General features: G+C 65.4%; 24 protein-coding genes, 1 other RNA gene and 1 riboswitch. Of the genes, 17 read left to right on the forward strand and 8 right to left on the reverse strand.

Annotated elements, in window-relative coordinates:
• Positions 1–80: 80 nt before the first annotated feature.
• The 3 genes from JOE41_RS03215 to JOE41_RS03225 form a co-directional block, all read right to left on the reverse strand.
• Complete coding sequence (locus JOE41_RS03215; protein WP_011692483.1) at positions 81–1,151, reverse strand: hemolysin family protein; 1,071 nt, start codon at positions 1,149–1,151, stop codon at positions 81–83.
• Entirely contained in the window at positions 1,148–2,485 is a 1,338-nt protein-coding gene (locus JOE41_RS03220) for a hemolysin family protein (protein ID WP_209750825.1), read from the reverse strand. Before JOE41_RS03220 ends, JOE41_RS03215 begins: the two co-directional genes overlap by 4 nt.
• 361 nt (positions 2,486–2,846) lie before the next feature.
• Positions 2,847–4,325, reverse strand: coding sequence for a GuaB1 family IMP dehydrogenase-related protein (locus JOE41_RS03225; protein ID WP_011692485.1), 1,479 nt, complete (start codon positions 4,323–4,325; stop codon positions 2,847–2,849).
• Positions 4,326–4,635: 310 nt separating this feature from the next.
• Between JOE41_RS03225 and JOE41_RS03230 the strand changes: the two genes are divergently transcribed.
• The 6 genes from JOE41_RS03230 (at position 4,636) to JOE41_RS21205 (ending at position 12,324) form a co-directional block, all read left to right on the forward strand.
• Positions 4,636–8,469, forward strand: a complete 3,834-nt coding sequence (locus JOE41_RS03230) for a multifunctional oxoglutarate decarboxylase/oxoglutarate dehydrogenase thiamine pyrophosphate-binding subunit/dihydrolipoyllysine-residue succinyltransferase subunit (RefSeq protein ID WP_209750827.1) — start codon at positions 4,636–4,638, stop codon at positions 8,467–8,469.
• A gap of 179 nt (positions 8,470–8,648) precedes the next feature.
• The gene (locus tag JOE41_RS03235; protein ID WP_209750829.1) at positions 8,649–9,248 is read left to right on the forward strand and encodes a GDSL-type esterase/lipase family protein; all 600 of its coding nucleotides are present in this window, start codon (positions 8,649–8,651) and stop codon (positions 9,246–9,248) included.
• 98 nt (positions 9,249–9,346) lie between these two features.
• Positions 9,347–10,636: a serine hydrolase gene (locus tag JOE41_RS03240; protein WP_209750831.1), complete on the forward strand. Its 1,290-nt coding sequence runs from the start codon at positions 9,347–9,349 to the stop codon at positions 10,634–10,636.
• Between the two features lie 79 nt (positions 10,637–10,715).
• Positions 10,716–11,543 (forward strand): DUF4097 family beta strand repeat-containing protein, encoded by an 828-nt coding sequence (locus JOE41_RS03245; RefSeq protein ID WP_209750833.1) that lies wholly within the window; start codon positions 10,716–10,718, stop codon positions 11,541–11,543.
• Complete coding sequence (locus tag JOE41_RS03250; RefSeq protein ID WP_209750835.1) at positions 11,544–12,167, forward strand: PadR family transcriptional regulator; 624 nt, start codon at positions 11,544–11,546, stop codon at positions 12,165–12,167.
• An 82-nt stretch (positions 12,168–12,249) separates the two neighbouring features.
• Positions 12,250–12,324: a 50S ribosomal protein bL37 gene (locus tag JOE41_RS21205; RefSeq protein WP_369299106.1), complete on the forward strand. Its 75-nt coding sequence runs from the start codon at positions 12,250–12,252 to the stop codon at positions 12,322–12,324.
• 127 nt (positions 12,325–12,451) lie between these two features.
• On the opposite strand, the gene rsrA is transcribed toward JOE41_RS21205, so the two are convergent.
• Together rsrA and JOE41_RS03260 are read right to left on the reverse strand one after the other, a co-directional pair.
• Positions 12,452–12,712 carry a mycothiol system anti-sigma-R factor gene (gene rsrA / locus JOE41_RS03255; RefSeq protein ID WP_011692491.1) on the reverse strand — a complete coding sequence of 87 codons (261 nt, stop codon included), beginning with the start codon at positions 12,710–12,712 and terminating at the stop codon, positions 12,452–12,454.
• Positions 12,709–13,491, reverse strand: a complete 783-nt coding sequence (locus tag JOE41_RS03260; protein ID WP_011692492.1) for a sigma-70 family RNA polymerase sigma factor — start codon at positions 13,489–13,491, stop codon at positions 12,709–12,711. The genes rsrA and JOE41_RS03260 overlap by 4 nt, the downstream gene beginning before the upstream one ends.
• Before the next feature lie 376 nt (positions 13,492–13,867).
• Here JOE41_RS03260 and JOE41_RS03265 point away from each other — a divergent pair, with 376 nt between their 5' ends.
• The 11 genes from JOE41_RS03265 (at position 13,868) to JOE41_RS21090 (ending at position 22,605) form a co-directional block, all read left to right on the forward strand.
• A complete protein-coding gene (locus JOE41_RS03265; RefSeq protein ID WP_011692493.1) occupies positions 13,868–14,416 on the forward strand; it encodes a DoxX family protein in 549 nt (182 codons plus the stop codon).
• A 6-nt stretch (positions 14,417–14,422) separates the two neighbouring features.
• Complete coding sequence (gene aroA / locus JOE41_RS03270; protein ID WP_209750836.1) at positions 14,423–15,805, forward strand: 3-phosphoshikimate 1-carboxyvinyltransferase; 1,383 nt, start codon at positions 14,423–14,425, stop codon at positions 15,803–15,805.
• Positions 15,795–16,910 carry a ribosome small subunit-dependent GTPase A gene (locus JOE41_RS03275; RefSeq protein ID WP_209750838.1) on the forward strand — a complete coding sequence of 372 codons (1,116 nt, stop codon included), beginning with the start codon at positions 15,795–15,797 and terminating at the stop codon, positions 16,908–16,910. The genes aroA and JOE41_RS03275 overlap by 11 nt, the downstream gene beginning before the upstream one ends.
• Before the next feature lie 40 nt (positions 16,911–16,950).
• The gene (gene hisN / locus JOE41_RS03280) at positions 16,951–17,763 is read left to right on the forward strand and encodes a histidinol-phosphatase (protein WP_011692496.1); all 813 of its coding nucleotides are present in this window, start codon (positions 16,951–16,953) and stop codon (positions 17,761–17,763) included.
• A 229-nt stretch (positions 17,764–17,992) separates the two neighbouring features.
• Positions 17,993–18,106, forward strand: a riboswitch (SAM riboswitch).
• Between the two features lie 35 nt (positions 18,107–18,141).
• Positions 18,142–19,554, forward strand: coding sequence for an aminotransferase class V-fold PLP-dependent enzyme (locus JOE41_RS03285; RefSeq protein ID WP_209750840.1), 1,413 nt, complete (start codon positions 18,142–18,144; stop codon positions 19,552–19,554).
• A 63-nt stretch (positions 19,555–19,617) separates the two neighbouring features.
• On the forward strand, positions 19,618–20,391 hold the full coding sequence (locus JOE41_RS03290) for a class I SAM-dependent methyltransferase (RefSeq protein ID WP_209750842.1): 774 nt from the start codon (positions 19,618–19,620) through the stop codon (positions 20,389–20,391).
• A gap of 31 nt (positions 20,392–20,422) precedes the next feature.
• Positions 20,423–21,136, forward strand: coding sequence for a metal-dependent transcriptional regulator (locus JOE41_RS03295; protein ID WP_209750844.1), 714 nt, complete (start codon positions 20,423–20,425; stop codon positions 21,134–21,136).
• A gap of 15 nt (positions 21,137–21,151) precedes the next feature.
• Positions 21,152–21,571, forward strand: a complete 420-nt coding sequence (locus tag JOE41_RS03300) for a CrcB family protein (RefSeq protein WP_209750846.1) — start codon at positions 21,152–21,154, stop codon at positions 21,569–21,571.
• Positions 21,568–21,936 (forward strand): CrcB family protein, encoded by a 369-nt coding sequence (locus JOE41_RS03305; RefSeq protein ID WP_209750848.1) that lies wholly within the window; start codon positions 21,568–21,570, stop codon positions 21,934–21,936. The genes JOE41_RS03300 and JOE41_RS03305 overlap by 4 nt, the downstream gene beginning before the upstream one ends.
• A gap of 82 nt (positions 21,937–22,018) precedes the next feature.
• A complete protein-coding gene (locus tag JOE41_RS03310) occupies positions 22,019–22,390 on the forward strand; it encodes a hypothetical protein (RefSeq protein WP_209750850.1) in 372 nt (123 codons plus the stop codon).
• Between the two features lie 80 nt (positions 22,391–22,470).
• A complete protein-coding gene (locus tag JOE41_RS21090; RefSeq protein WP_011693993.1) occupies positions 22,471–22,605 on the forward strand; it encodes a hypothetical protein in 135 nt (44 codons plus the stop codon).
• Between the two features lie 114 nt (positions 22,606–22,719).
• Here the strand turns inward: JOE41_RS21090 and ssrA are convergent.
• The 3 genes from ssrA to JOE41_RS03325 form a co-directional block, all read right to left on the reverse strand.
• Positions 22,720–23,088, reverse strand: a transfer-messenger RNA (tmRNA) gene (gene ssrA, locus JOE41_RS03315).
• A gap of 134 nt (positions 23,089–23,222) precedes the next feature.
• A complete protein-coding gene (gene smpB / locus JOE41_RS03320; protein ID WP_011692503.1) occupies positions 23,223–23,693 on the reverse strand; it encodes an SsrA-binding protein SmpB in 471 nt (156 codons plus the stop codon).
• 138 nt (positions 23,694–23,831) lie between these two features.
• On the reverse strand, positions 23,832–25,220 hold the full coding sequence (locus tag JOE41_RS03325; protein ID WP_209750852.1) for a peptidoglycan DD-metalloendopeptidase family protein: 1,389 nt from the start codon (positions 25,218–25,220) through the stop codon (positions 23,832–23,834).
• Positions 25,221–25,243: the final 23 nt, after the last annotated feature.

Raw genomic sequence — 25,243 nt, forward strand, 5'->3', positions numbered from 1 at the left:
GCAACAAGACGAGTGTAGCCCTAAATAGGAATCATTCCTATTTAGGGCTACCGCATCCAGGTGCAGCCTCCCGCGGACTCCTAGTCGCCGTTCCGCTGGCCGAGCCGGCGGATTCCCTTCGCCTGGGTGGCGTCACGGATCTCGCCCACGAGCTGTTCGATCACGTCTTCCAGGAAAAGGACGCCCCTGGTGTTGCCGTCCGGTCCGATGACGCGCGCCAGGTGCGAGCCGGTGCGTTGCATCACGGACATCGCCTTCTCGATCTCGTCATCCATGGACAGGTTCGCCAGGGACCTGATGCGGCTTTCCGCAATCGGGTGCTCATATCCGGCTTCCGGGATGGACAGCACATCCTTGATGTGAAGGTAGCCCGAAAGCATCCCGTCCTCGTCCATCATCGGGAACCGGGAGAACCCCGTGCGGCTGACGGCTTTTTCAAACTCCACCGGCGTGGTGGGCGACTGCATCATGACCAGCTTGTCCAGCGGAACCATGATGCGGGACGCCGTGTGCTCGGAGAATTCCAGTGCACCGGTGATGAGGCCGGCGTCGTCATCCACGAGTCCATGCCGGGTGGATTCCTGCACGATGGACTGGACCTCCTCCAGGGTGAACGAGGAGTTGACCTCGTCCTTGGGCTCGATCCGGAGCAGGCGCAGGATGTGGTTGGCAGACCAGTTGAGGGCCACGATCACCGGGTTCACAAGGCGTGCGATGAACATCAGCGGCGGCGCCAGCAGCAGTGCCGCCTTGTCCGCGACGGAGACCGAGATGTTCTTGGGCACCATCTCGCCGAAGGTCACGTGAAGGAAGGTCACCGCCAGGAGCGCCACGGCGAACGCCACAACGTCCGCGAGTTCCGTCGGCACACCCACGGCTTCCAGCGGCACGGCCATCAGGTGGTGGATGGCCGGCTCAGCCACCTGCAGGATCAGCAGGGAGCAGACCGTGATGCCCAGCTGGGCGCACGCGAGCATGAGGGACACGCTTTCCATGGCCCGCAACGTTGTCTGGGCCCGCAGGGACCCTGCTTCGGCCAGCGGCTCGATCTGGCTCCGCCGCGCGGACATCACCGCGAATTCCGCAGCCACGAAGAAGGCGTTTCCGATCAGCAGGAGCACCAGCCAGATAATTCCTACCCAGTCGCTCATGCCGTCCCTCCCTGGCCGGCAGCGTGTTCTTCGCCGAGGACCGGGGCAGGCTTGAAGCAGATCCGGTCGATCCGGCGTCCGTCCATCCGGGTCACGCTCAGGGTGCCCCCGCCGACGTCCACGGTGTCCCCGACTGCGGCGATCCGGCCGAGCTGGCTCATGACATACCCGCCCACGGTTTCATAGGCGGACTCATCAGGCACCGTCAATCCGGGGATCTGTTCGGACAGCTCGTCCGGGCGCAGCAGGCCGGGGAAGTACCAGTCCCCCGATGCGCTCTGGAGCAGTCCCGGCCGCACCTTGTCATGTTCATCCGCGACTTCCCCGACGATTTCCTCCACGAGGTCCTCAAGCGTGGCGATGCCGGCCGTTCCGCCGTATTCATCCAGCACAACGGCCAGCTGCATGTTTCCTTCGCGCAGTTCAGCCAGCAGGGCATCAAGGTGGATTGTCTCGGGAACCCTGAGGACGTCCGTCATGATGGCACCGGCCTCGAGGTTGGCGCGCCGGTCCGAGGGGACAGCGATTGCCTTCTTCACGTGCACCAGGCCCCGGATGTCGTCGGCGGACTCGCCGATGACCGGGAAGCGTGAATAGCCTGTCCGCCGGGCGGCATCGATGATGTCCGACACCGGCTGCGCGGCGCCGATGGTTTCGAGCCGGATCCTGGGCGTCATCACGTCGGCGGCGGTCCGGCCGGAGAACTTCAGCGTCCGGGCAATGAAGTTTGCGGTGCCCGGGTCAAGAGTTCCCATGGCGGCGGAACGGCGGACCAGGGATGCAAGTTCGGCCGGTGTCCGCGCACCGGAGATCTCCTCCTTGGCTTCAAGTCCGAAGACATTCAGCACCTTGTTGGAGAACCCGTTCAATACGATGATCGCCGGCTTGAAGACGGCGGTGAACACCAGCTGCGGCCGCGCAACAGCCTTGCCGATCGGCAAGGACAGTGCAATGGCCATGTTTTTGGGCACGAGCTCGCCGATCAGCATGGACAGGAGGGTGGCGATGGTCATGGCCATCACCAGGGAGACCGAAGCCGCTGCCGCTTCCGGAACGCCGGCCGCGGTAAGCGGCCCTTCCAGCAGCTTTCCTACGGACGGTTCCATGACATAGCCGGTCAGCAGGGTGGTCAGCGTGATCCCGAGCTGGCAGCTGGACAGCTGGGTGGACAGGGATTTAAGGCACTTGAGCAGCGGCACGGCCGCGGCGTCGCCGGTGTCCACGGCCCGCTGGACAGTGGCCTGGTCAAGGGCGACGAGTGAGAACTCCACGGCGACGAAGAAACCCGTACCGAGGATGAGCAGGATGCCCGCTCCTAGCAGTAGCCATTCCATCAGCGGCTTGCCTCCGGCCGTCCCGGGAACGGAATCCGCTTCCGGGAGCCGGCAGGCGCCGGAGAAAGAGCTATCAGGGCGAAGAAGGTGTTGCGGCGAGGACGGACCGGCGGAGGATGGTCGGCCGGTGCCGACCCCGTTTCCTGGAAGGCTGCGGCGCTGACTGCTGCAGAGTGATGGGCGCGTGAACGGGGTTTGCCGGCTCTGTGGGTGGGCTGCGGGGAGCTGGTGTTCATGCTCCGCTGACAGCCCCCAGGCCGGCACCTAGATTTACTGTCCATAAGAATTTCAGTCTACAGGAGCAGCCACAGCCCACAGGAGCCATACTGCAGGGACTAACCGCTTCCGCTGCGCACATCCGTCACCAGCTCTGTGGAACGGGCCGGCCTTCCTCATAGCCGGCAGCCGACTGGATTCCGGCCACGGCGCGCTCGCGGAAACCGGCCAGGTCCGCGGCACCGGCGTAGCTCATCGAACTGCGCAGCCCTGCCGTGATCGTGTCCACGAGATCCTCCACCCCCGGACGCGCGGGGTCCAGGTACATGCGTGACGTCGAGATGCCTTCTTCGAAGAGTGCCTTGCGGTCCTTTTCGAAGGCACCTTCCCGCTGGTTCCGGTTCTGCACGGCCCTGGCCGATGCCATGCCGAAGCTCTCCTTATAAAGGCGGCCGTTTGCGTCCGCCTGGAGGTCCCCCGGGCTTTCATGGGTCCCCGCGAACCACGAACCGATCATCACCTGGCTTGCCCCGGCCGCCAGCGCAAGGGCCACATCCCGCGGATACCGTACGCCGCCGTCGGCCCAGATCCGCCCTCCGGCGGCGCGCGCGGCAGCCGCGCACTCCAGCACGGCGGACAGCTGGGGGCGGCCCACCGCCGTCATCATGCGCGTGGTGCACATGGCCCCCGGTCCGACGCCCACCTTGACGATGTCCGCCCCGGCATGGATCAGCTCCCGCGTGGCATCCGCCGTTACGACGTTGCCGGCCACAATAGGAACGGCGGGGTCCAGGCTCCGGACCGCCGCCAGGGCGTCGAACATCTTCTGCTGGTGCCCGTGCGCGGTATCGATCACCAGGACATCGACGCCGGCGGCGAGCAGTTCCGCTGCCCGGCCGGCCACGTCACCGTTAATTCCGACGGCGGCAGCCACCTTGAGCTTCCCCGCCGCGTCCACCAGGGGACGGTAGATGGTGGACCGAAGGGCGCCCTTGCGGGTGAGGACTCCCGCGAGGGAGCCGCCGAGCTGGACGGGCGCAAAGTCCGTCCCTGCGGCGTCCATGGCCTCGAAAGCTTTTCGCAGGGAAGCGTCACGGCCGTCCGGGGCCGCGTCTCCCGCCGCCGGCCCGGCACCGAAGGCGGCGGCATCCAGCACCAGGGCCTGGCGCATGACCGACGCCAGCGAGGCAAAGCGGTCCTGCCCGTCACAGTCCGCAGCGCGGACAACGCCGGCAACCTTCCCGGCGTCGTCCATTACGACCACTGCTCCATGGGGCCGTTTGCCCATCAGGTGGAGGGCGTCGATGACGGTTTCGGAGGCCAGCAGGCTGACGGGTGTTTCGAAGACTGTGTGGCGCGACTTGATCCAGGCAGTGACGTCCCGGAGTACATCGAGCGGAACGTCCTGCGGAAGGACGGCCAGTCCCCCGCGGCGGGCCATGGTCTCGGCCATGCGCTTTCCGGTCACGGCCGTCATGTTCGCCACCACCAGCGGGATGGAGGCGCCGGTGCCGTCGTCCGCCGCCAGGTCAACATCCAGCCGCGAGGTGACGTCGGACCGCGAGGGCACCAGGAAGGCGTCCGAGTAGGTCAGGTCGGTGGACGGCTCACTCAAAAAACGCACGGCTGCTCCTCGTCGAAAATGGTGTTCCCAGTGCGAGTCTAGGCGAGACCGCGGCCCCCGGCGGGACGGCGCCGGGACGAGCGCCAAGGACGCCTCGCAACGCAGCTCCAGTGGTCGCTCCGAGGGCCGATTCGCCCAATAGTTTCGCCGCTACATGATTTGGGTCACCCTTATTGGCAGTTAACGGAGGATCGTCACTAGACTGGCAAAGGTCTGGGTTCACAGGACGCAGAGAACTGGTTCGATTGTTGTGCTGAGGCACCGAAGGCGACCAGAGGGAAATCAAACTCATGGAAGAGGCGTATTTCAAGTGCCAGAGCAGCCTAGCCACCGTCTACCAGAGGAATTTGGCGGAAACGAGTGGCTCGTTGACGAACTGTACGAGCGTTACCAGCAGGACAAGAACACGGTAGATGCCAAGTGGTGGCCCCTGTTCGAATCCTTCGACGCCGGTGACAGCGCGTCTTCCAACGGGACCTCGGGTGCAGCGGCTCCCGCAGATCCCGCAACCCGCGAACTTCCAGTTGTAGCTCCCGCTCCGGCAGCACCGGCATCGTCGCCGGCGAAACCTGCAGCGGCCGCAGCTGCGCAGCCGGCATCCCCCCAGACCCCTTCCGCCCAGCCGCAGGCAGCTCCGGCTGCAGCACCGGCGAAGAAAGCACCTGCCACTGTTGCCCGCGACGGCGCAAAGAAGCCCGAAACCGCAGGCACCCCGCCCATCCCCGCCCAGCTGCCCAAGAACATCAAGGCCCCCACCGCTCCGGAAGAGGACGTCGTCTCCGTCCTCCGCGGACCGGCGAAGGCCATCGCTTCCAACATGGTCACCAGCCTGGAAGTTCCCACGGCCACCAGCGTCCGCGCCATTCCGGCCAAGCTGCTGATCGACAACCGCGTGGTCATCAACTCCAACCTGGCCCGCGCCCGCGGCGGCAAGGTTTCCTTCACGCACCTGATCGGCTATGCCGTCATCCGGGCCCTGTCCCAGTTCCCCTCCATGAACGTCTATTACGACGAAGTGGACGGCAAGCCAGTTGCGGTCCAGCCCGCACACGTGAACTTCGGCATCGCCATCGACATGCCCAAGCCGGACGGCACCCGCCTGCTGATGGTGCCGAACATCAAGAAGGCGGAGACCCTCAACTTCTCCGAGTTCTGGCACACCTACGAGGACCTGATCAAGCGCGCCCGCAATGGCAAGCTGACCGCCGATGACCACTCCGGCACCACGGTCTCCCTCACTAACCCGGGCGGCATCGGCACTGTGCACTCCGTGCCGCGCCTCTCCAAGGGCCAGGCCGCCATTATCGGTGTCGGCGCGCTGGATTACCCGGCCGAGTTCCAAGGGGCCAGCGAGAAGATCATCGCGCAAAACGCCATCAGCAAGGTCCTTACGCTGACGTCCACGTATGACCACCGCGTGATCCAGGGCGCCGGCAGCGGCGAGTTCCTCAAGCTCGTGCACCAGCTGCTGCTGGGTGCCCAGAACTTCTACGACGAAATCTTCGAGTCCCTGCGTATCCCGTACGAGCCTGTGCGCTGGAGCCCGGACCTGCAGGTCGACCCGGCGGACCAGATCAACAAGGTCGCCCGGATCCAGCAGCTGATCCACTCCTACCGCGTGCGCGGCCACCTCATGGCGGACACGGATCCGCTGGAATACGTACAGCGCAAGCACCCGGACCTCGACGTCCTCACCTACGGCCTGACCCTGTGGGACCTCGACCGCGAGTGGCCCACCGGCGGTTTCGGCGGCAAGCCCATGCTTGCGTTCCGCGACATCCTCGGCGTCCTCCGTGACGCCTACTGCCGCACCACCGGCATTGAGTACATGCACATCCAGGACCCGGCCGAGCGCAAGTGGTTCCAGGACCAGCTGGAGCACGAGTACTCCAAGCCGAGCCGCGAAGAGCAGCTGCGCATCGTGTCCAAGCTCAATGCCGCGGAAGCCTTCGAAACCTTCCTGCAGACCAAGTTCGTGGGGCAGAAGAGGTTCTCGCTGGAGGGCGGCGAATCACTGATCCCGCTGCTGGACGCCATCATCTCCGACGCGGCCGACGACGATCTCGACGAAGTTGCGATCGGCATGGCCCACCGCGGCCGCCTGAACGTGCTCACGAACATCGCCGGGAAGACCTACGCACAGGTCTTCCGTGAATTCGAGGGAACCCAGGACCCGCGCTCCGTGCAGGGCTCCGGCGACGTGAAGTACCACCTCGGCACCGAGGGCACCTTCACCTCGGACAGCGGCAAGGAGACCAAGGTCTACCTCGCAGCCAACCCCTCGCACCTCGAGGCCGTGGACTCGGTCCTTGAAGGCATCGTCCGCGCCAAGCAGGACCGCCTGGACCAGGGCGAGGCGTTCCCCGTGCTGCCCATCATGGTGCACGGCGACGCGGCGTTCGCCGGCCAGGGCGTGGTGGCGGAAACGCTCAACCTCTCCCAGCTCCGCGGCTACCGCACCGGCGGTACCATCCACGTCGTGGTCAACAACCAGGTTGGCTTTACCACCGCTCCGTCCTCGTCGCGTTCCTCCACCTACTCCACGGACGTCGCCAAGATGATCCAGGCTCCGGTGTTCCACGTGAACGGCGACGACCCGGAGGCCGTGGTCCGCATCGGCCAGCTCGCCTACGAGTTCCGCCAGCGCTTCCACAAGGACGTTGTCATCGACATGGTCTGCTACCGGCGCCGCGGGCACAACGAGGGCGATGACCCCTCGATGACCCAGCCGCTGATGTACAACCTGATCGAAGCCAAGCGCTCGGTCCGCAAGCTGTACACCGAGTCCTTGATCGGCCGCGGGGACATCACCGAGGAAGAAGCCGAGCAACTGCTCCGCGACTACCAGGAACGGCTGGAGCGGGTCTTCGCCGAGACCCATGCAGCACAGACTTCACCGATCCCGATCATCACGGCGGATTCCGCCGCAGTGTCCGACATCGAACGGCCCAGCGCCCAGCAGTCGGACTTCGGCATCAACGCACCCGCGTCCACTGCGATCTCCGCAGAGACCCTGGCGCGCATCGGCAAGGCCCACATCGAGATCCCCGAGGGCTTCACGGTCCACGCCAAGCTCAAGCAGTTGCTGGAGAAGCGCGAACAGATGTCCCGCGAAGGCGGCATCGACTGGGGCTTCGGCGAGATCGCAGCCTTTGGCTCGCTCATCATGGAAGGCGTTCCGGTCCGGCTCGCAGGCCAGGATTCCCGCCGCGGAACCTTCGTGCAGCGCCACGCCGTGTTCCACGACCGCGCCAACGGCAATGAATGGCTGCCCTTGGGCAACCTCTCCGATGACCAGGCCAAGCTGTGGATCTACGACTCCCTGCTGTCCGAATACGCTGCGATGGGCTTCGAATACGGATACTCCGTGGAGCGCCCCGATGCACTGGTGCTGTGGGAAGCGCAGTTCGGCGACTTCGTCAACGGCGCGCAGACCATCATCGATGAGTTCATCTCCTCGGCCGAGCAAAAGTGGGGCCAGCGTTCCTCCCTGGTGCTCATGCTGCCCCACGGCTACGAAGGCCAGGGTCCGGACCACTCGTCCGCACGGATCGAGCGCTTCCTGCAGCTGTGTGCCGAAGAGAACATGATCGTGGCCAACCCCACGACGTCGGCTTCGCACTTCCACCTGCTGCGCCGCCAGGCGTACAGCCGCCCGCGGAAGCCGCTCATCATCTTCACGCCCAAGCAGTTGCTCCGCCTGAAGGCTGCTGCCTCTTCGGTGGAGGACTTCACCACCGGTGCGTTCAAGCCCGTCATCGGCGAGCACGAACAGCTGCAGGCAGACGCCGTCGAGCGTGTGCTGCTGGTGTCCGGCCGCCTGTACTACGATCTCCTGTCCACGCGACAGAAGACCGGCGATAAGACGACGGCGATCGTCCGCGTCGAGCAGCTCTACCCGCTGCCCGCCGCTGAAATCGCTGCCGAACTCGCCAAGTACCCCAACGCCGAAGTGGTGTGGGCACAGGACGAACCGGCCAACCAGGGCCCGTGGCCGTTCATGGGCCTGAACCTTCCCGAGGCACTGGACCGCCGGGTGAAGCTGGTTTCCCGTCCGGCTTCGGCATCCACGGCAGCCGGTTCCATGAAGCGGCACGCTGCGGAGCAGGATACCCTCCTCAAGCAGGCGTTTGCTCGGAAGTAGCTTGAACGCTGCCCGGTCGGAACTCGAAATACGCGACTCCGGCCGGGCAGCGCTGCTTAATGGAAGCGGCAGTGCTGCCGGGCCGGACGCTGTTGCCCGCCGCCAGCCTCCGGAGTTGGCCCGGAGCCCGTTTCCATGGAACGCTGAATTTTGTTGCACATTGAGGTTAAGAGGTAGTCGTGGAAGACAGAAAGCTGCGGATCGCGGCTGTTGGGGATGAGCTGTTGGCCGGCTTGGGTGATCCCCGGGCGCTGGGCTGGCTGGGCCGCGTGCTGGCCCGCACCCCGCAGGACGGACTCACCCTTGAGTGCTACGCCCTCCCCTGCCCGCAGGAAGGCACCGAGGGCCTGGCCGCCCGGTGGCTGGACGAGGCCGGCCGCCGCTTTGGCAACAATCACGAAAACCGCCTGGTGATCGGGCTGAGCGGACGGGACGTCGAATTCGGCCTGTCCACCGCCCGCAGCCGCCTGAACCTTGCCAACATCCTGGACTCCGCCTCCCAGAACAAAATCGAGGTCTTTGTGGTGGGTCCGCCGCCGTCGCTGGACCCCTCGCAGAACCGCCGCCTCGGGGAACTGAATACGGCCTTCGCGGATGTCACCACGCGGCGCAAGCACCTGTATGTGGATACCTTCTCCCCGTTGCTCAACCACGAACAGTGGCGCCAGGACCTGGCCGCCAACGGCGGAACGCCGGGGCAGGCAGGCTACGGGCTGATGGCGTGGCTTGTGCTGCACCGCGGCTGGTTCCAGTGGCTCGGCATGGCCGCCCCGGAGTAACGCCGGAGTCAGTGCACATGCTGCGGAGTGCTTGACACCCAAGCGCCGCCCGTGACCCAATGGGGCCCATAACGCCGTCGACAAAAGGTTGTGGGTCCATGAAAGCTCCCGGATTCCCCAAAAACTCCCCGGCAGCGCTGGCCGTTGCGCTGATGCTCGCCGTGGCAGGTTGCAGCGCCGGCCCGGCTCCGGGCCCGCCCGCTTCCTCTCCCGCGCCATCGGACACGCCGCCCGGCGCCACGGGGTCGGGCACCACGGACGTTACGCCCCCTGCTTCATCCGGTGGCGCACTGCAGCCTTTCGACCAGGCGGCGCTGGAGCAGACCTTCAGGGAGACCGCCCGGGAACTGCGTGTCCCTGGCGCGGTGATGCTGCTGCGGACCCCGGGCGGGACGGCCACATACACCTATGGCGTACGAAGCGTGGGCGGCGACGATCCCGTAACACCGGCGGACCATGTCCGGATCGGCTCCATCACGAAGACCTGGACCACCACCGTCATTCTCCAACTGGTCCAGGAGAAGAAGATCAAACTCGACGATCCGGTGGCCGCCTACCGTCCGGATGTGCCGGACGGCGCAAACATCACCATCGAACAATTGCTGACGATGCGCAGCGGACTCTACAACTACACGGAGGACCTTGAAGTCAACAAGGTCCTCGACACCGATCCCGGGAAAGTGTGGACCACGGATGAACTGTTCGCCGCAGCCTTCCGCCATCCGCCGTATTTCGCTCCCGGCGAGGGTTTCCACTATTCCAACACCAACACGGTGCTGCTCGGCCTGATCGCTGAAGCCCTGGACGGCAAACCGCTCTCATCGGCGTTCCGCGACAGGCTGTTCACCCCGCTCGGACTCAGCGGATCCGTGTTTCCGGATCAGGCGTCCAACGCAATTCCCGAACCGCATCCGCAGGGGTACATGTACGGGAACAACGTGCTGACCCTCGATGACCCGGCCCTCCCCGAGGACATGCAAAAGGCTGCAGCAGAAGGCACCCTGAAGCCCGTCGACCAGACAGCCATGAACGCCTCGTGGGCCTGGTCTGCCGGTTCCGGAATCTCCACGGCGGCGGACCTGGCCACCTGGGCGGAGGCCCTGGGCGGAGGGAAGGTCCTTGGGCCCGAGCTGCAGAAGCTGCGCCTGGACAGCCCCCGGCCGGTGAAGGCAGATGACCCGGGCGGCGCACTCTACGGGCTGGGGATCGCGAAGTTCGGCCAGCTGTTCGGGCACACCGGCGAACTGCCCGGTTTCAACAGCTTCGCGGGGCACGATCCGGCGAACAAGGTCACCCTCGTCGTTTGGACCAACCTGGCCCCGACGCCGGACGGCCGGGACCCCGCAACCACCATTGCCCGCACCCTAATCGGAAAGGTCTACCAGTAGCGCCTTCGCCTATTGCATTTGCGCAAGACGCGATATATCGTCTAACCATATTCACGATATATCGCAACTTGGAGGAACTGTGGACGAGAAAACCTGGACCGTCACCGGTCCGCAGACCATCGATGTCGACGGCGTAAGATCGCTCAAGCTCGGAATCATCCGTGGACGGTTCAACGTGATGACCCACGCCGAGGAGGTCACGCGGATCGAGGTGTCCGACATCCACGGGGACCCGTTGGCCGTGTCCCTGGCCAACGGGAGGCTTGAGGTGCGCCACCAGCTGCACGGGGCGCAGGGCTGGTTCAAGAACCTCATGGGCACCGTCAACAACAGCAGCACCAACTCCGTGGTCATCAGCATCGCACTGCCGGCCGGAGTGGAAGTGGAAGCCGGCACCGTCAGCGGCGACGGCCTGGTCTCGGGTATCAGCGGCCACACGAAGCTGAACACTGTCTCAGGCTCCGTCATGGCGGACAACACCGCCGGCGAGCTCCATGTCAATACCGTCAGCGGCGAAGTCATCGCCCGGAACCACGAAGGCGTCCTCACCGCCAAGAGCGTCTCCGGCGAAGTGACGGCGTCCGGCCGGTTCAGCAACATCCGCGCAAACACAGTCAGCGGAGACATGAGTTTTGACCTCCAGGGATTCACGCACGACTTCGGGGCCAACTCCGTCTCCGGCGACCTCACCATCCGGCTGCCCCACGACGTCGGAGTGGACATCGTGGCCAAATCCGCCAGCGGCGCCGTGGTCATCGACGACCAAAGGTACATCCAGCCCAGCGGCAAGATCCAGACCATCGCCGGCCCTGACGCGCAGCTCATGATCGTTCGGACCAACTCCGTCTCCGGAAAGACCTCCATCATCCACAGCAAGTCGCCCGCGGACGCCGAAACGGAGGCCTAGATGCCTCCCGTCTTCGCCCATGGAGCGCTTCGACTCTATCTGCTTTCTCTTCTGGAGTCCGGCCCCAAGCACGGCTACGAACTCATCAAAGCCCTCAGCGAGCGCTTCGGCGGGACCTACTCCCCCAGCGCCGGAACCATCTATCCGCGGCTCGGCAAGCTGGAAGAAGAGGGGCTCGTGGCCACCGAGGCAGCCGGGCGCCGGACCAACTACCGCATCACCCCGGCCGGACTGGTGGAGCTCAACCGGCGAAGGGATGAACTCGCCGGCGTCGAGAACGACATCTCCGATTCCGTACGCCGGCTGGCCGACAATCTCCGGGAGGACATCCGGGCCAACATGCGCGGGCTCCGGGCCGATCTTGCCGCCACCGCAGAAGCCGCCAGGTCGGCTGCGCGTTCCGCAGCGTTCCCAGACCGCGGCTGCCGGCATACCCCCGAAGGCGACCGGACGATGAAGGAAGCGGAAATGCTGATTCAGGCTTTCAGGGACGACCTCCGGGTTGAGCTTCGGGTACGGTCCGGCGCAGAACCCATCAGCGGCGTCACTCTCGAAACGATCCGGATGGTCCTCGACCAGGCCCGGATTTCCATCCGCAACTCCCTGAACGCCGACAGTCACTAACCGGGCCTGGTTCGCGGGCAGTCGCGTGATGTGGGAGACTTGAGGGCAGCTCTTTTGAGTACCAAGATTAAGGAGGCCAGCTATGAGCAAGCGTGCACGTAAACGTCGTGACCGTAAGCGTGGCGGCGCGAACCACGGGAAGCGCCCCAACACCTAAGCTACGGTTTGGAATATGAGCTTGAAAGCGAAGGGCCCCGGAAACCACATGGTTTCCGGGGCCCTTCGTCGTGAAAATTCCCCGAGGGTCAGGACGGGCCGCCGTGAGGCAACGCCTATAGGGGAAGCTATGCCTCGACGGGGCGGATCGCGTGGATCCGGTCCAGGATGGCACTCTTCAGGTTCTCCGGGGCGGCCTCCGTACAGGATCGCTTAACCACCTTGCGAATGACGCATTCGAGATCGTACTCCTCAAGGCACTCCGGGCAACCGTCCAGGTGATCCTTGATCTCGGCGATGTCGCTGTGTGTCAACGCACCGTCCAGGTATTCGTAAATACGTTGCATCCGGGCGTCGTCGCAATCGCCCAGTCCCTGGCAGTCGCTCATTTCCTGTTCTCCTGTTTTGTGCTTTCGGCCGCTGCGCCGGTTTCGGTTGCGGCTTTGAAACCCCGCTCTGCGGCGTAGTCCCCGAGCATGTCGCGCAGCATTTTGCGGCCGCGGTGAAGCCGGGACATCACAGTGCCGATGGGGGTGTTCATGATGTCTGAGATTTCCTTGTAGGCGAACCCCTCCACGTCGGCGAAGTACACCGCCAGGCGGAACTCTTCCGGAATTGCCTGCAGTGCCCGCTTAACATCGGAATCGGGAAGGTGGTCCAGTGCCTCCGCTTCGGCGGAGCGGAGCCCTGATGAAGTGTGCGATTCCGCCCGGGCCAGCTGCCAGTCTTCAATGGTGTCCGAATTCGACTGCAGGGGCTCGCGCTGCCTCTTGCGGTAGAGATTGATGTACGTGTTGGTGAGGATCCGGTAAAGCCACGCCTTGAGGTTGGTTCCGGGCTTGTACTGATGGAACGCGGAGAAAGCCTTTGTGTACGCCTCCTGCACCAGATCCTCAGCGTCGGCAGGATTCCGCGCCATCCTCATGGCAGCTGAATACAGCTGGTCGACGTACTGCATGGCGTCGCGTTCAAACCGCAGCCTGCGCTGCTCAGAGGTCTCGGAGACAACGTCCACCTCAGCCTCCGGCTCCGCGGCTTCCAGCCCGGCGTCGGGGCGTACCCCGCCGTCCTTGCTGTCCCCGGCGTCCGCCGGACGCTCGCTGATGGTCTTGGCGTCGTTTCCGGCAGCCTCATATATGGCCGCAACGGCCGGATCAATGGTGCTCATTGCCTTCAAGTCTACTGTGACGCGTCGCGAAGCTCCCGGCGGGCGTCCGCCTGCCTCATCTCCGCGTCCGGAGAACTCCGGTGGCGCAAGGAGTTCCACTCCGTCCCTAACCAATGTCAAAGCTCCATCTCCGCTCTGTGTCCTTGTAACCGGCCCTGTGTAGCTGTGTCGGCGTCCGCGTTGGGGGGCGTGCCGGCGCACCAGGCCGAAGCGTGCGGCGTTCGCCAGCGCCCGAGGCCGCGGACAAGTACCTTCCCCACCCACTGGGACCTGCTTTTCACAACCACGGCCGGCGGGCAAATATTCCGCAAAAGTGCAAGACTAGAACCGGTTCCCCCGCAGAAGTCCAGCGGCTCGTCCACCCAGGAGGAAATTCATGTCGTTTGTCCGTATTCTCGCCCGCCCCATGCTGGCCTCCAGTTTCGTTCTCGCCGGCCTGGACAAGCTCAAGAACGCGGATGACACTGCGACGCAGCTGTCCCCCCTGCTCCGCCGGGCAGCGGAGTCCCTTCCCTTCGCCACGAACGAAAAGGTCCTGGCCCGCGTCATCGGCGGCACCCAGGTGGGTGCAGGAGTGCTTTTCGCCCTTGGCAAGTCGGCACGGCTCGCCGCGTCCGTCCTTGCGGTCATTTCCGCACTGAACGCCTTTGTCGAGTGGCGCAGCGCGGACATCACCACCAAGGAAGGCCGGGATGCGCGACGCACCCAGCTGCTGAAGAATGTCACCCTCACGGGCGGGGTGCTGCTTGCATCCGTGGACACCGCGGGCAAGCCGAGCCTTGCCTGGCGGGCCGAGCACCTGGCTGCCGATGCCCGCAAGGGTGCCAGCCACCTGGCCGCTGACGCACGGAAGACCACCACCAAGAAGCTCAAGAAAGCCGACAAGGCTGTCCGCAAGGCCGTGGACCACGCAGTGAAAGCATAGGCACGAATGACAGGCACCGCCCCCACCGAGTCAGCTACTTCAGGACCCGTTGCCGACGTGCCGCACTGGCCGGCACCGTTCGCCGAAGCGCCCGTCGACGCCACGGTCACCGTCCCGGGCTCCAAGTCCCTCACCAACAGGTATCTGGTTCTTGCGGCCCTGGCCGATGGGCCGTCCCGTCTACGGGCACCCCTGCATTCGCGCGACTCGGCCCTCATGATCGAGGCCCTCCGGCAACTGGGAGCCGGTATCAGGGAAGTTCATGGCGACGGCGCGTTCGGGCCCGACCTTGAGGTCACCCCCCTCCGTGCCGACGCCGCGGCGACCGATGCCGCCATCGACTGCGGACTCGCCGGAACAGTCATGCGCTTTGTTCCGCCGGTGGCTGCGCTCCGCAACGGGGCGACAGTCTTCGACGGCGATCCGCACGCCCGCAAGCGGCCGATGGGCACCATCATCGAGGCACTGGCCGCCCTCGGCGTCGACGTCCGCGCTGCGGACGGGACCCCGCCGTCGGCTCTTCCCTTCACAGTGGCGGGCAGTGGCCACGTACGGGGCGGCCATCTGGTGATCGACGCAAGCGCCTCTTCGCAGTTCGTGTCGGCACTGCTCCTGGTGGGCGCGCGTTTCACCGAGGGCCTGCACCTTGAGCACGTGGGCAAGCCGGTCCCCAGCCTGAACCACATCAACATGACCGTCGCCGTGCTGAGGGAAGTCGGCGTGTCCGTCGACGATTCCGTCCCGAATCACTGGGTTGTAGCGCCGGGCCGCATCCGGGCCTTCGATCGCCGCATCGAGCAGGACCTGTCGAATGCCGGGCCGTTCCTAGCCGCCGCGCTGGCGACCCGCGGCACGGTCCGCATTCCCAACTGGCCCTCCCCCACCACGCAGGTCGGCGACCTTTGGCGCAGCATCCTGACCGCGATGGGCGCCACGGTCACGCTGGACAACGGCACACTCACCGTCACGGGCGGCCCCGAAATCACGGGGGCGGACTTTGCCGACACCAGCGAACTTGCACCGACAGTGGCCGCGCTGTGCGCACTGGCCACGGGTCCGTCGCGGCTGACCGGCATCGCGCACCTCCGCGGCCACGAAACGGACAGGCTCGCCGCACTCGTCACGGAGATCAACCGCCTCGGCGGCGATGCCGAGGAAACTTCCGACGGCCTGGTGATCCGGCCCGCGAAGCTCCATGGCGGCGTCGTGCACAGCTACGCGGACCACCGCATGGCCACCGCGGGGGCCATCCTGGGCCTCGCCGTTCCCGGCGTGGAAGTGGAAGACATCGGCACCACGTCCAAGACCATGCCGGACTTTCCGCAACTTTGGGAATCCATGCTGGCACAACAGCCGGGCCGGCAGACGGAACAGGCCCGTGGGGCGTAGCACCGGTTCCTGGGACGAGTCCGATATCCGGATCCGCCCCAACAAGAAAGGCTCGCGTCCCCGGACCAAGGACCGGCCCAGCCATGACGACGCCGTGACCGGCCGGATCATCACGGTGGACCGCGGGCGCTATACGGCGGTGGTGGGCGAGGACAGCGGGAACGAGCGCACGGTGATTGCCGCGCGCGCCCGTGAACTGCGCCGTTCGCCCGTGGTCGCGGGGGACTTCGTGTCCCTGGTGGGAGATGTTTCGGGGGCACCGGACACGCTTGCGCGGCTCGTGAAGATCCAGGACCGCCGCACGCTGCTGCGGCGCAGCGCCGATGACACGGACCCCATCGAGCGGGCAGTGGTGGCGAACGCTGACCAGCTTGTGGTGGTGGTTGCCGCCGCCAATCCGGAACCGCGCACCGGCTTTATTGACCGCGCCCTGGTGGCGGCATACGACGCCGGGATTGAGCCGTTGCTGCTGGTCACCAAAGCGGACGTCAAGGATCCCACGGAGCTCCTGTCCAACTACCGGCACCTTGATTTCCCCGTGATCATCAGCCGGACAGCCGACGCCGCGGCCTCCGGAATCGATGCACGCTCCGATGACGGACTCTCGGCACGCCTGGACAGCGACGCTGTCTCGCAGCTGCGGGCGCACCTCAACGGCAAGGTCACCGTGATGCTCGGGCATTCCGGCGTAGGGAAGTCCACCATGGTCAATGCCCTGACGGGTGCTGAGCGGGCCACGGGAGGCGTCAACGCCGTCACCGGCCGGGGGCGGCACACGTCGTCGTCGGCGCTTGCCCTGCGGATCAGTGACGCGCCCGCCGGAAGCTGGATCATTGATACGCCCGGCATCCGCTCCTTCGGCCTTGCCCACGTGGATCCAGACCGGATCCTGCGCTCGTTCCCCGATCTGGAACCCGGCACGGATGCCTGCGAACGCGGCTGCAAGCACGATGCCTCCGCCGTCAACTGCGGTGTGGACGCCTGGGTGGCCCATGGACACGCGGGCCCGTCCGGTGCAGCGCGCCTGGCGTCCCTGCGTCGGTTGCTCGGCACAGACCCCCGGATGGAAGCACAGGACGCCAAGGAACTCGGCATCGTTTCGTGACATCCCGGCCGGCCGGCCACAGAGACGGTAGTTTGGAACCATGACCCAACCCGCTTCGAGCTACAACGATGACCTGCGCCTCGCCCATGTCCTGGCCGACTCTGTTGACTCCCAGACCATGAGCCGCTTCAAGGCGCTGGACCTTCAGATTGAAACCAAACCGGATCTGACGCCGGTAACGGATGCTGACAAGGCCGCTGAAGAATCCATCCGCGGCCAGCTCTCCCGTTCCCGTCCGCGAGATGCCGTCCTCGGTGAAGAGTTCGGCAGTTCCGGGCATGGTTCCCGCCGCTGGATCATCGACCCGATCGACGGCACCAAGAACTTCGTCCGCGGCGTGCCGGTGTGGGCTACCCTGATCGCCCTCGTGGATGAGGGCGAGCCGGTGGTGGGCCTGGTCAGCGCGCCCGCCCTGGGCAAGCGCTGGTGGGCCGCGAAGGGGGCGGGTGCCTACATGGGACGGTCGCTTGCGGCTGCCACCCGGCTGAAGGTTTCGAACGTCTCCAGGCTGTCTGACGCGTCCCTCTCCTATTCGAGCCTGGGCGGCTGGAAGGAACGCGGCAACCTGGACGAATTCCTGGGGCTCACTGAAGAGGTCTGGCGGACCCGCGCCTACGGTGACTTCTGGTCCTACTGCATGGTGGCCGAGGGATCGGTGGACATCGCCTGCGAGCCGGAGCTGAACCTGTATGACATGGCGGCGCTAGTGCCGATCGTCACCGAAGCCGGCGGACGCTTCACCTCACTTGAGGGAGTGGACGGCCCCTTCGGCGGCAACGCCCTGGCCACCAATTCAATCCTTCATTCAGAGGTCCTCAAGCGGCTGAACCCGGAACTGGACGACCTCCTCTAACGCGCGCCCCGCCCCCGGCGTCGGGCCCGGAGCCAAGAGGTTCCGTCGCGGGCGCATCCCGGCAGGCACATCAACAGGGTGCCGAATAAACGACGGCGGATGCCCTCCTTAGGGGGTGTCCGCCGTCGTTATATTCGGCGCCGGCCCCCTTCTTCCGCCGCGCGTAACAAAGAGCTTAACAATCGCCCTGACTTTCCCGCGGCGCGGTGAATGTCCTAATCTCGAAACAGGTCACGAGTGCCAGCGCTAAACCCCGGTTTGCTGGCCGGCAACCCTCCATTCGCGGTGGGGTGCCCCGGGTGACGACCAGGCCGGTCCGGAACGGACCCGGCAAGCGCGGATCCCCGGAGTGCGGGGTCCCTTTACAGTGAGGTCCCCATGACTACTGCCACTTTCCCCGCAAACACCGCAACCACGTCCACTGCAGGCCTTCTGGACCCGCGGTTCACCGTCGCCCAGCGCCCCCTCTCCGCCGTTACCGGCGCGGAGATCCAGGCTCCGCTGATCCAGGGCGGCCACGTCCGCTACGCGAACCTGGACTACGGCGCATCGGCCCCGGCGCTGTCCGTTGTCTCGGCCTACCTCAACGAGATCCTGCCGTACTACGCCAGCGTGCACCGCGGCGCGGGCTATGCCTCGCAGATCAGCACGTCGGTGTACGAAAATGCCCGGGACATCGTCCGCGGGTTCGTGGGCGGCAGGGCGGACGATTCCGTCATCTTCACCCGGAACACCACGGACTCACTGAACCTGCTGGCCGGATGCCTGCCGGTGGCCGACGGCCGCCACATCGGCGAAGTGCTGTACCTCGACATCGAACACCACGCCAACCTGCTCCCCTGGCAGGGCGTCCCGCACCGGAGTGTTGTGGCCGCCCCGACGCTTAGGGCCACCCTGGAGAACCTGCGTTCCGAGCTCCGGCACGGTGACATCAGCCTGCTGGCCGTTACGGGCGCCTCCAACGTCACCGGCGAAATCCTCCCCATCCGCGTGCTGGCCGCACTGGCTCACGAACACGGCGCAAGGATCGTTGTGGACGCGGCGCAGCTGGCCCCGCACCGCCGCATCGACATCGCCGCGGACGACGTCGACTACCTCGCCTTCTCAGGCCACAAGCTGTACGCGCCGTTTGGCAGCGGCGTCCTCGTGGGCCGGCCGGACTGGCTCGACGCCGGGACGCCCCACCTCGCAGGCGGCGGAGCCGTACGTGAGGCCCGGCTGGACTCCGTTAGCTGGACCACCGGGCCGGCACGTCATGAAGGCGGCTCACCGAACGTCCTCGGGGCCGCCACCCTGGCCCGGGCCACCCAGGTTATCGGCGCCCTGGACCAGGAACTGTGGCACGCCCATGAGACTGCCATCCGGTCCTTCCTCGTTGAGGGACTGCGGAAGATCGACGGCGTCACTGTCCACCAGATCTTCAGCGACACGGATGACACCATCGGGGTGGTCAACTTCTCCGTCGCCGGCTACGACGCCGGCCTCGTCGCGGCCTACCTGTCCGCCGAACACGGCGTGGGCCTCCGGGACGGCCGCTTCTGCGCCCACCCGCTGCTGAAGCGGCTGGGACTGCCGTCAGGCTCATTGCGGGCAAGCTTCGGCGTCGGCTCCCGCTTGGAGGATGCCCAGCGCCTGCTTGCCGGGATCGAGGAACTTCGCCGGACCGGCCTGGGCTGGGACTATGTCGTGGACTCGGGCCGCTGGGTGCCTGCCAACGACACCCGCAGCTACCCGGACTGGGCACCCAACACTCCAGGCACCGCCGGCGCTGCGCCCTGCACCGAAGACTGAGGGTGCGGCGTGTGCGGTAAATTCGAGGGGTAAGAATTCCAGCCTGCCCGAAGGAGACTGCACGTGGCACGGGGAGGCCCCAAACTACACCACCAGCGCCGCTACGAGCTCGGCCGGAGTTTCCAGGACGGCGGCGAACACTATGACCGGGTCCGTCCCGGCTATCCCGCCGATTCCGCGGACTGGCTGCTACGAAGCGTCGGCACGGTAGCGGGCGCGTCCAGCGCCGCTGACATCGGCGCCGGGACGGGAAAGTACACCGCTTTGCTGGTGCAGCGCGGCCTGGCTGTCACCGCAGTGGATCCGTCACCGGACATGCTCGCCCAACTCCGGCTGGCCCTTCCGGGGGTTCCTGCGACCGAGGGCACCGCGGAGGCCACCGGGCTCCCGGACTCCGCGTTCGACGTCGTCACCGTTGCCCAGGCATGGCACTGGTGCGATCCCCGCCTGGCCAGCACCGAGCTGTCCCGCATTCTCCGTCCGGGAGGCGTGCTGGGGCTGATCTGGAACCAGCTGGATACGTCGGTCCCGTGGGTCCACCGGCTTTCCCGGATCATGCATGCCGGCGATGTGCACAAGCCGGACTTCCGCCCCGCCGTCGGGCCGGAGTTCGCCGGACTTGAGAGCCACCTGACGCGCTGGGAAGACCCCGTGACCACTGAGGACATCGTCGAACTGGCAAAGTCCCGCAGCTACTACCTCGCCGCCGGAGAAAGCATCCGGGCCAAAGTCCGCGCCAACCTGGACTGGTACCTGCACGAGCACCTGGCACACTCCGCCGCGGACGTAATCGGACTCCCCTACCTGACCCAGACCTGGCGGGCGTTCAAGGCATGAGTCCCGTAGCCAAAGCGGTAGGCTTGGACTCGTGAAGACCGGCGCACCCTCCTCCTCGATCGAGGACTACGTCAAGGTCATCTACTCCTTTACGGAGTGGCAGGACAAACCCATCACATCCTCGCAGTTGGCCCTGCGGCTCGGCGTCGCCAACTCCTCGGTCTCGGAAATGGTCCGCAAACTCAAGGACCAGGGCCTCGTTGACCACAAGCCCTACAGTGCCATTACGCTCACGGCCGACGGCGTCCGGCTCGCGCTCTCCATGGTGCGTCGCCACCGCCTCATTGAGACCTACCTCGTGCAGGAGCTCGGCTACAGCTGGGACGAGGTCCATGACGAGGCCGAGCTTCTGGAGCACGCGGTGTCTGACACGTTCATCGAACGGATGGCCGGAAAGCTGGGCAATCCCCTACGAGACCCGCACGGTGATCCAATCCCGGCGGCCGACGGTACGGTCCACATGCCGCACGCGCACCGGATGAGCGAACTCGACGAGGGTCATAAAGGCCGCATCACCCGGATCAGCGACGACAATCCCGAGCTCCTGCGCTATCTATCCGCGCAGGAAATCGACCTGGACGCCGACATCGAAGTGCTGGGCCGGAAACCGTTTGGCGGAGCCCTCGTAGTCAGGATCGGCTCCGCAGGCGCAGACCGCGAGTTCGATCTCGCCGACGAGGTGTCCTCAGCGCTGTGGGTGTACAGCGAATCCCGCCACGCCGGTTGCCGGCTGGCGGATGTCTGAAGGGGCGCCGCCTGAATGAGTGCTGCCAGTATCCCGGGCTGGCGGGCGTGGGCGGCGGTGGCTGGCGGGGCGCTGGCAGGCACAGAACTCCGCTATGGCCTGGGCGTCCTCTTTCCGGACGCTGCCGGCGCGATCCCCTGGACCACGTTGGCAATCAACGTGTGCGGAAGCTTCGTCCTGGCCGCCCTCACCACGTTGTGGATTGCCCGCCCCCGGACAGCCTTCTGGCTCAGGGCGGGGATCGGTCCGGGGCTGCTGGGATCCTTCACGACCTTCTCGGCCGTGGTCTTTTCCATTGACCAGCAGGCACGTGCCGGACAGCACGTAACCTGGCTGATCTACCTGGCACTCTCCCTGGTGCTGGGGCTTGCTGCGGCCGCTGCAGGCTGGAAAGCCGGCAAGGCCCTGAGCGACCGGACGGCAGGAGCCTCATGACGGCGCTCCTGGTGGGCATCTTCGGCGTTGCGGGGGGCCTGCTCAGGTTTGCCATCGACACCTGGTTCGCGCATCGGGCGGGGACCCGCCGGCACTGGCCCTGGGCAACGCTGGTGGTCAATGTCACCGGTTCACTGGTCATCGGCCTGTCCGTCGGTGTTACCGGCCGGCTTGGGCTTGGCGAAGAATGGCATGCGGCCATCGCCACCGGACTGGCCGGCGGGCTCACCACGTTCAGTTCCTGGACCACCGCTACCATCCGGCTCGTCAGTGAGGTGCGGTACAAGGCTGCGGCCCTCAACGTTGCCGTCAATCTCGTGGCCGGGCTCTCCGCCGCAGCCGTGGGAATCGCCCTCACCGGCTGAGGGCGCGTGGCTGACCGTAGGTGGATGCCACACCCCCGCCGTCGTGAATCTGAGGCGGCCCGGCGTCCCGTATCGTTAAACGATGGTTACGCGACGTGAAGCAGCTCAGATCCTCGACATTCCCCTGGAAATGGCGCACCGTCACGGTATTCCCGCCCGGCTGTCGGACGCCGAACTGTCCGAACTGTTGGACAACCCTCCGGCCTGGCTCATCCAGTCAAAGGCCAACCGGACCGGCAAGCGGCCTGTCTGGGTCCAGCTGACCTGTGCCGTGTGCGGTTTCTCGGAGGCTGCCCGGCCGAAGAAGTGGTGGCCGCCGTTCACGTACGTCTGCTGCGTCCATCATGCAGCGGCCGACCTTCCGCCGGTGCTTCCGGGGCTTGTGCGCAGTGAGTACGAGGGAATCGGCAGCCGGTTTGTCGGCATAGTTGACGTTGAAGTGCCCGTTTCGTAGGCCAGTTACATTCGTGGCAAAACAGGCGTACCTTACAAGCACGGGGCTTATTCAAGGCCCCGAGGTAAGGGAGGGGCGACATGCCTGACAAATCGCCGCACCGGCAGGTCACCAAGAAATCGGACAAGACCATCAAGCAAAAGAGGGCCGATAAGAAGTCCAAGCATGATCTGGACACCCACGTGGACCCCGTGGCGCACATCAAGAAGCGCTGACCCCGAGGCCACGGACGGCCGCTGGAGAATGCAGTAACGGTGCAAAAACAAAAGGCCGGAAGCTTTCGCTTCCGGCCTTTTGCACGGGGTGGAACTGCGTTGCCGCCGTCCCGATGGTGGAGATGGGGGGAATTGAACCCCCGTCCGATGTCGTGTTGTCAGGGCTTCTCCGGGCGCAGTTTGCGTCGGATTTTCTCGGCCCCAGCTATCCTGCAAACAAGTAGCTGATCCGGGCCCAGTCATCTAAGAGTCCCGTTCACCCCAATGACGAAGGTAAACAGCAGTGGCTATCTTAATGACGCCAGGAACCGGGACGATAGCAATCCCGGGCTGACGGACTGTCTTACTGCTTAGGCAGCGAGAGCGAAGTCAGTGCGCGTTTGTTTGGCACTTATTGTTTTGCAGACAGCGTTTACGAGATAATTCTGCATCCTCGGCCCGCTTCACCTGTCGCGACTAACATCGTCGAAACCGATCATCCCCGTATTTTGTTACCAAACCGGTGAGGCTCGTTGCCGAATCCTTGCGGATTCCGCGCCGTTCCTTCCCGGACACCAATCATAACGCACTGCGGTCCGGATTCATTCCCGGCGGCCCGCAGGCGGCCCGCGGCAGGTTCAGCCGCGGTTCCTTTCGCGCATGACGCGCAGCGCTTCGCGCTTGTCCTGCTGCTCGCGGAGGGTCTGCCGCTTGTCGTATTCCTTCTTACCGCGGGCGACGCCGATCTCCACTTTCGCCTTGCCGTCCAGGAAATACAGCTGGAGCGGAACGATGGTGAAGCCGGATTCACGGATCTTGTGGGAGATCTTGGTCAGTTCCTCACGGTGCAGGAGCAGCTTGCGCCGCCGGCGGGCGGAATGGTTCGTCCAACTCCCCTGGTTGTACTCGGGGATATGGATTCCCTCCATCCATAGTTCGTCGTTGTAGAACGTACAGAACCCGTCGACCATGGAGGCATGGCCCTCTCGCAGGGACTTCACTTCCGTCCCCATCAGGGCGATGCCGGCCTCGTAGGTGTCGAGGACATGGTAGTCATGCCGGGCCTTCCGGTTGGTGGCCACTACCTTACGGCCACTTTCTTTCGGCACGGTGGAACTCCTCAGCTCTTGGTCTGGATGGTTGCCCCCGGCCGTGGCGGCCTGGGGCTATTCAATTCTACGGCAGGCCCGGTCCTGCCGTCGGTACCGGCCAGCGCCCGACCACGCCGGCCCGTTAGAGCCGGCCTGTCAGAGCAGGATCATGGGGTCGACGGCCTGGCCGTTGAGCCACGTCTCGAAGTGCGAATGGCAGCCGGTGGAGTTGCCGGTTGTTCCGGAGTACGCAATGAGCTGTCCCTGGCTGACCTGCTGGCCCACAGAAACCACCACGCTGCTGTTGTGGTAATAGATGGTGGTCAACGAGTTCCCCTGGACCACGCCATGCGAAATCTTGACGTTATTGCCGCCGCCGTCGTTGCTCCATCCGGCTGAAACAATAGTTCCGGCCGCCGGGGCGTAGACGGGGGTCCCGCAACTGGCACCGAAGTCGATGCCCGTGTGCATGTATCCGCCGGAGCCGTAGAAGTCGACGGTGCCGGGCGGGGTGGCGCGCCACCCGAACCCCGAGGTGATCGGGACGTCGGCCGAGAACGGGTGCCGCAGCCCGAAAGCCGAGGGCGGCCCGACCTGGGGGACGTAGGGCTGGGCTGCCTGACCGGCGGCCCTTGCCGCGGCCGCGGCTGCTTCAGCGATACGGCGCTGTTCGGCTTCCCACGCTTCACGCAGTTTCCGGTCACGTTCGACGATTTCAGCGGCCACGGCGTCCTGGGCGGCCTGGACCTTGGAGAGCTGGTTCTGGATGCCCGGCTTGGCAGCCTGGAGCTCGTTGTTGATACGGGTGGTGTCAGCGATCAGCTTGTCCACCTGTTCCTTCTTGGCGGCGGCTTCGTCCCGGGCCGCCTTCTCCTTGGCCAGCGCGGCATCTGCCTTGGCTTTAAGATCCTTGATCTCCGCCTCAACCGCCTGAAGGCGCGCCTGCGAATTGACGTTGGTTGCATTCTGCTGGGAGAGCTTGTCCATCGCGGAGTTCTGGCTTCGCATGGCCTGGTCTGCGAGGTCCATGGTGTCCGTCAGGCTGCCGCCGCTTTTGGATCCAAAGAAGAGCGTGAGGTTCGAGGGGACGCCGCCGGACTTGTAGGCCTGGGTGGCGATTTGGCCGATGAGCTTCTTGGTGTCAGCGATCTTCTGTTTGTCGGTTTCAAGCTGCTGCGTAATCTTGGCTTTGTTCTGCTGCGCCAGATCCACACGTGCCGCGAGTGCTTCGACTTCCTTCACTGCACTCGCAACCCGGCCCTGCGCCTCGAGCAATGCCTGCTGCGCGGCAGGTAGCTGGCCTTGGTAAATCACCAGGTCCCCGGCGGCCTTGGCAATCTTGGCGTCCACAAACTCAAGGGACTGCTGTACGCGGGCCGCCTCAGCTTCAAGTGCAGCCTGTTTGTCTTCCAGCTCGTCCGCGAAGGCCACAGGGGTGGAGGCGCCCAGGCTCGCGGCAAGGATCAGTGCCAGGGCGGCGCTGACAATGCGGCTGCCCTTCCCCGCGGTCCGGTGCCGGCGGGCCTTGCGGTCCAGTTCTGTCATGGTCATTCCTTCGTTGGTATGCA

This window comes from Arthrobacter sp. PvP103, assembly GCF_017833075.1.
Classification (GTDB): domain Bacteria; phylum Actinomycetota; class Actinomycetes; order Actinomycetales; family Micrococcaceae; genus Arthrobacter.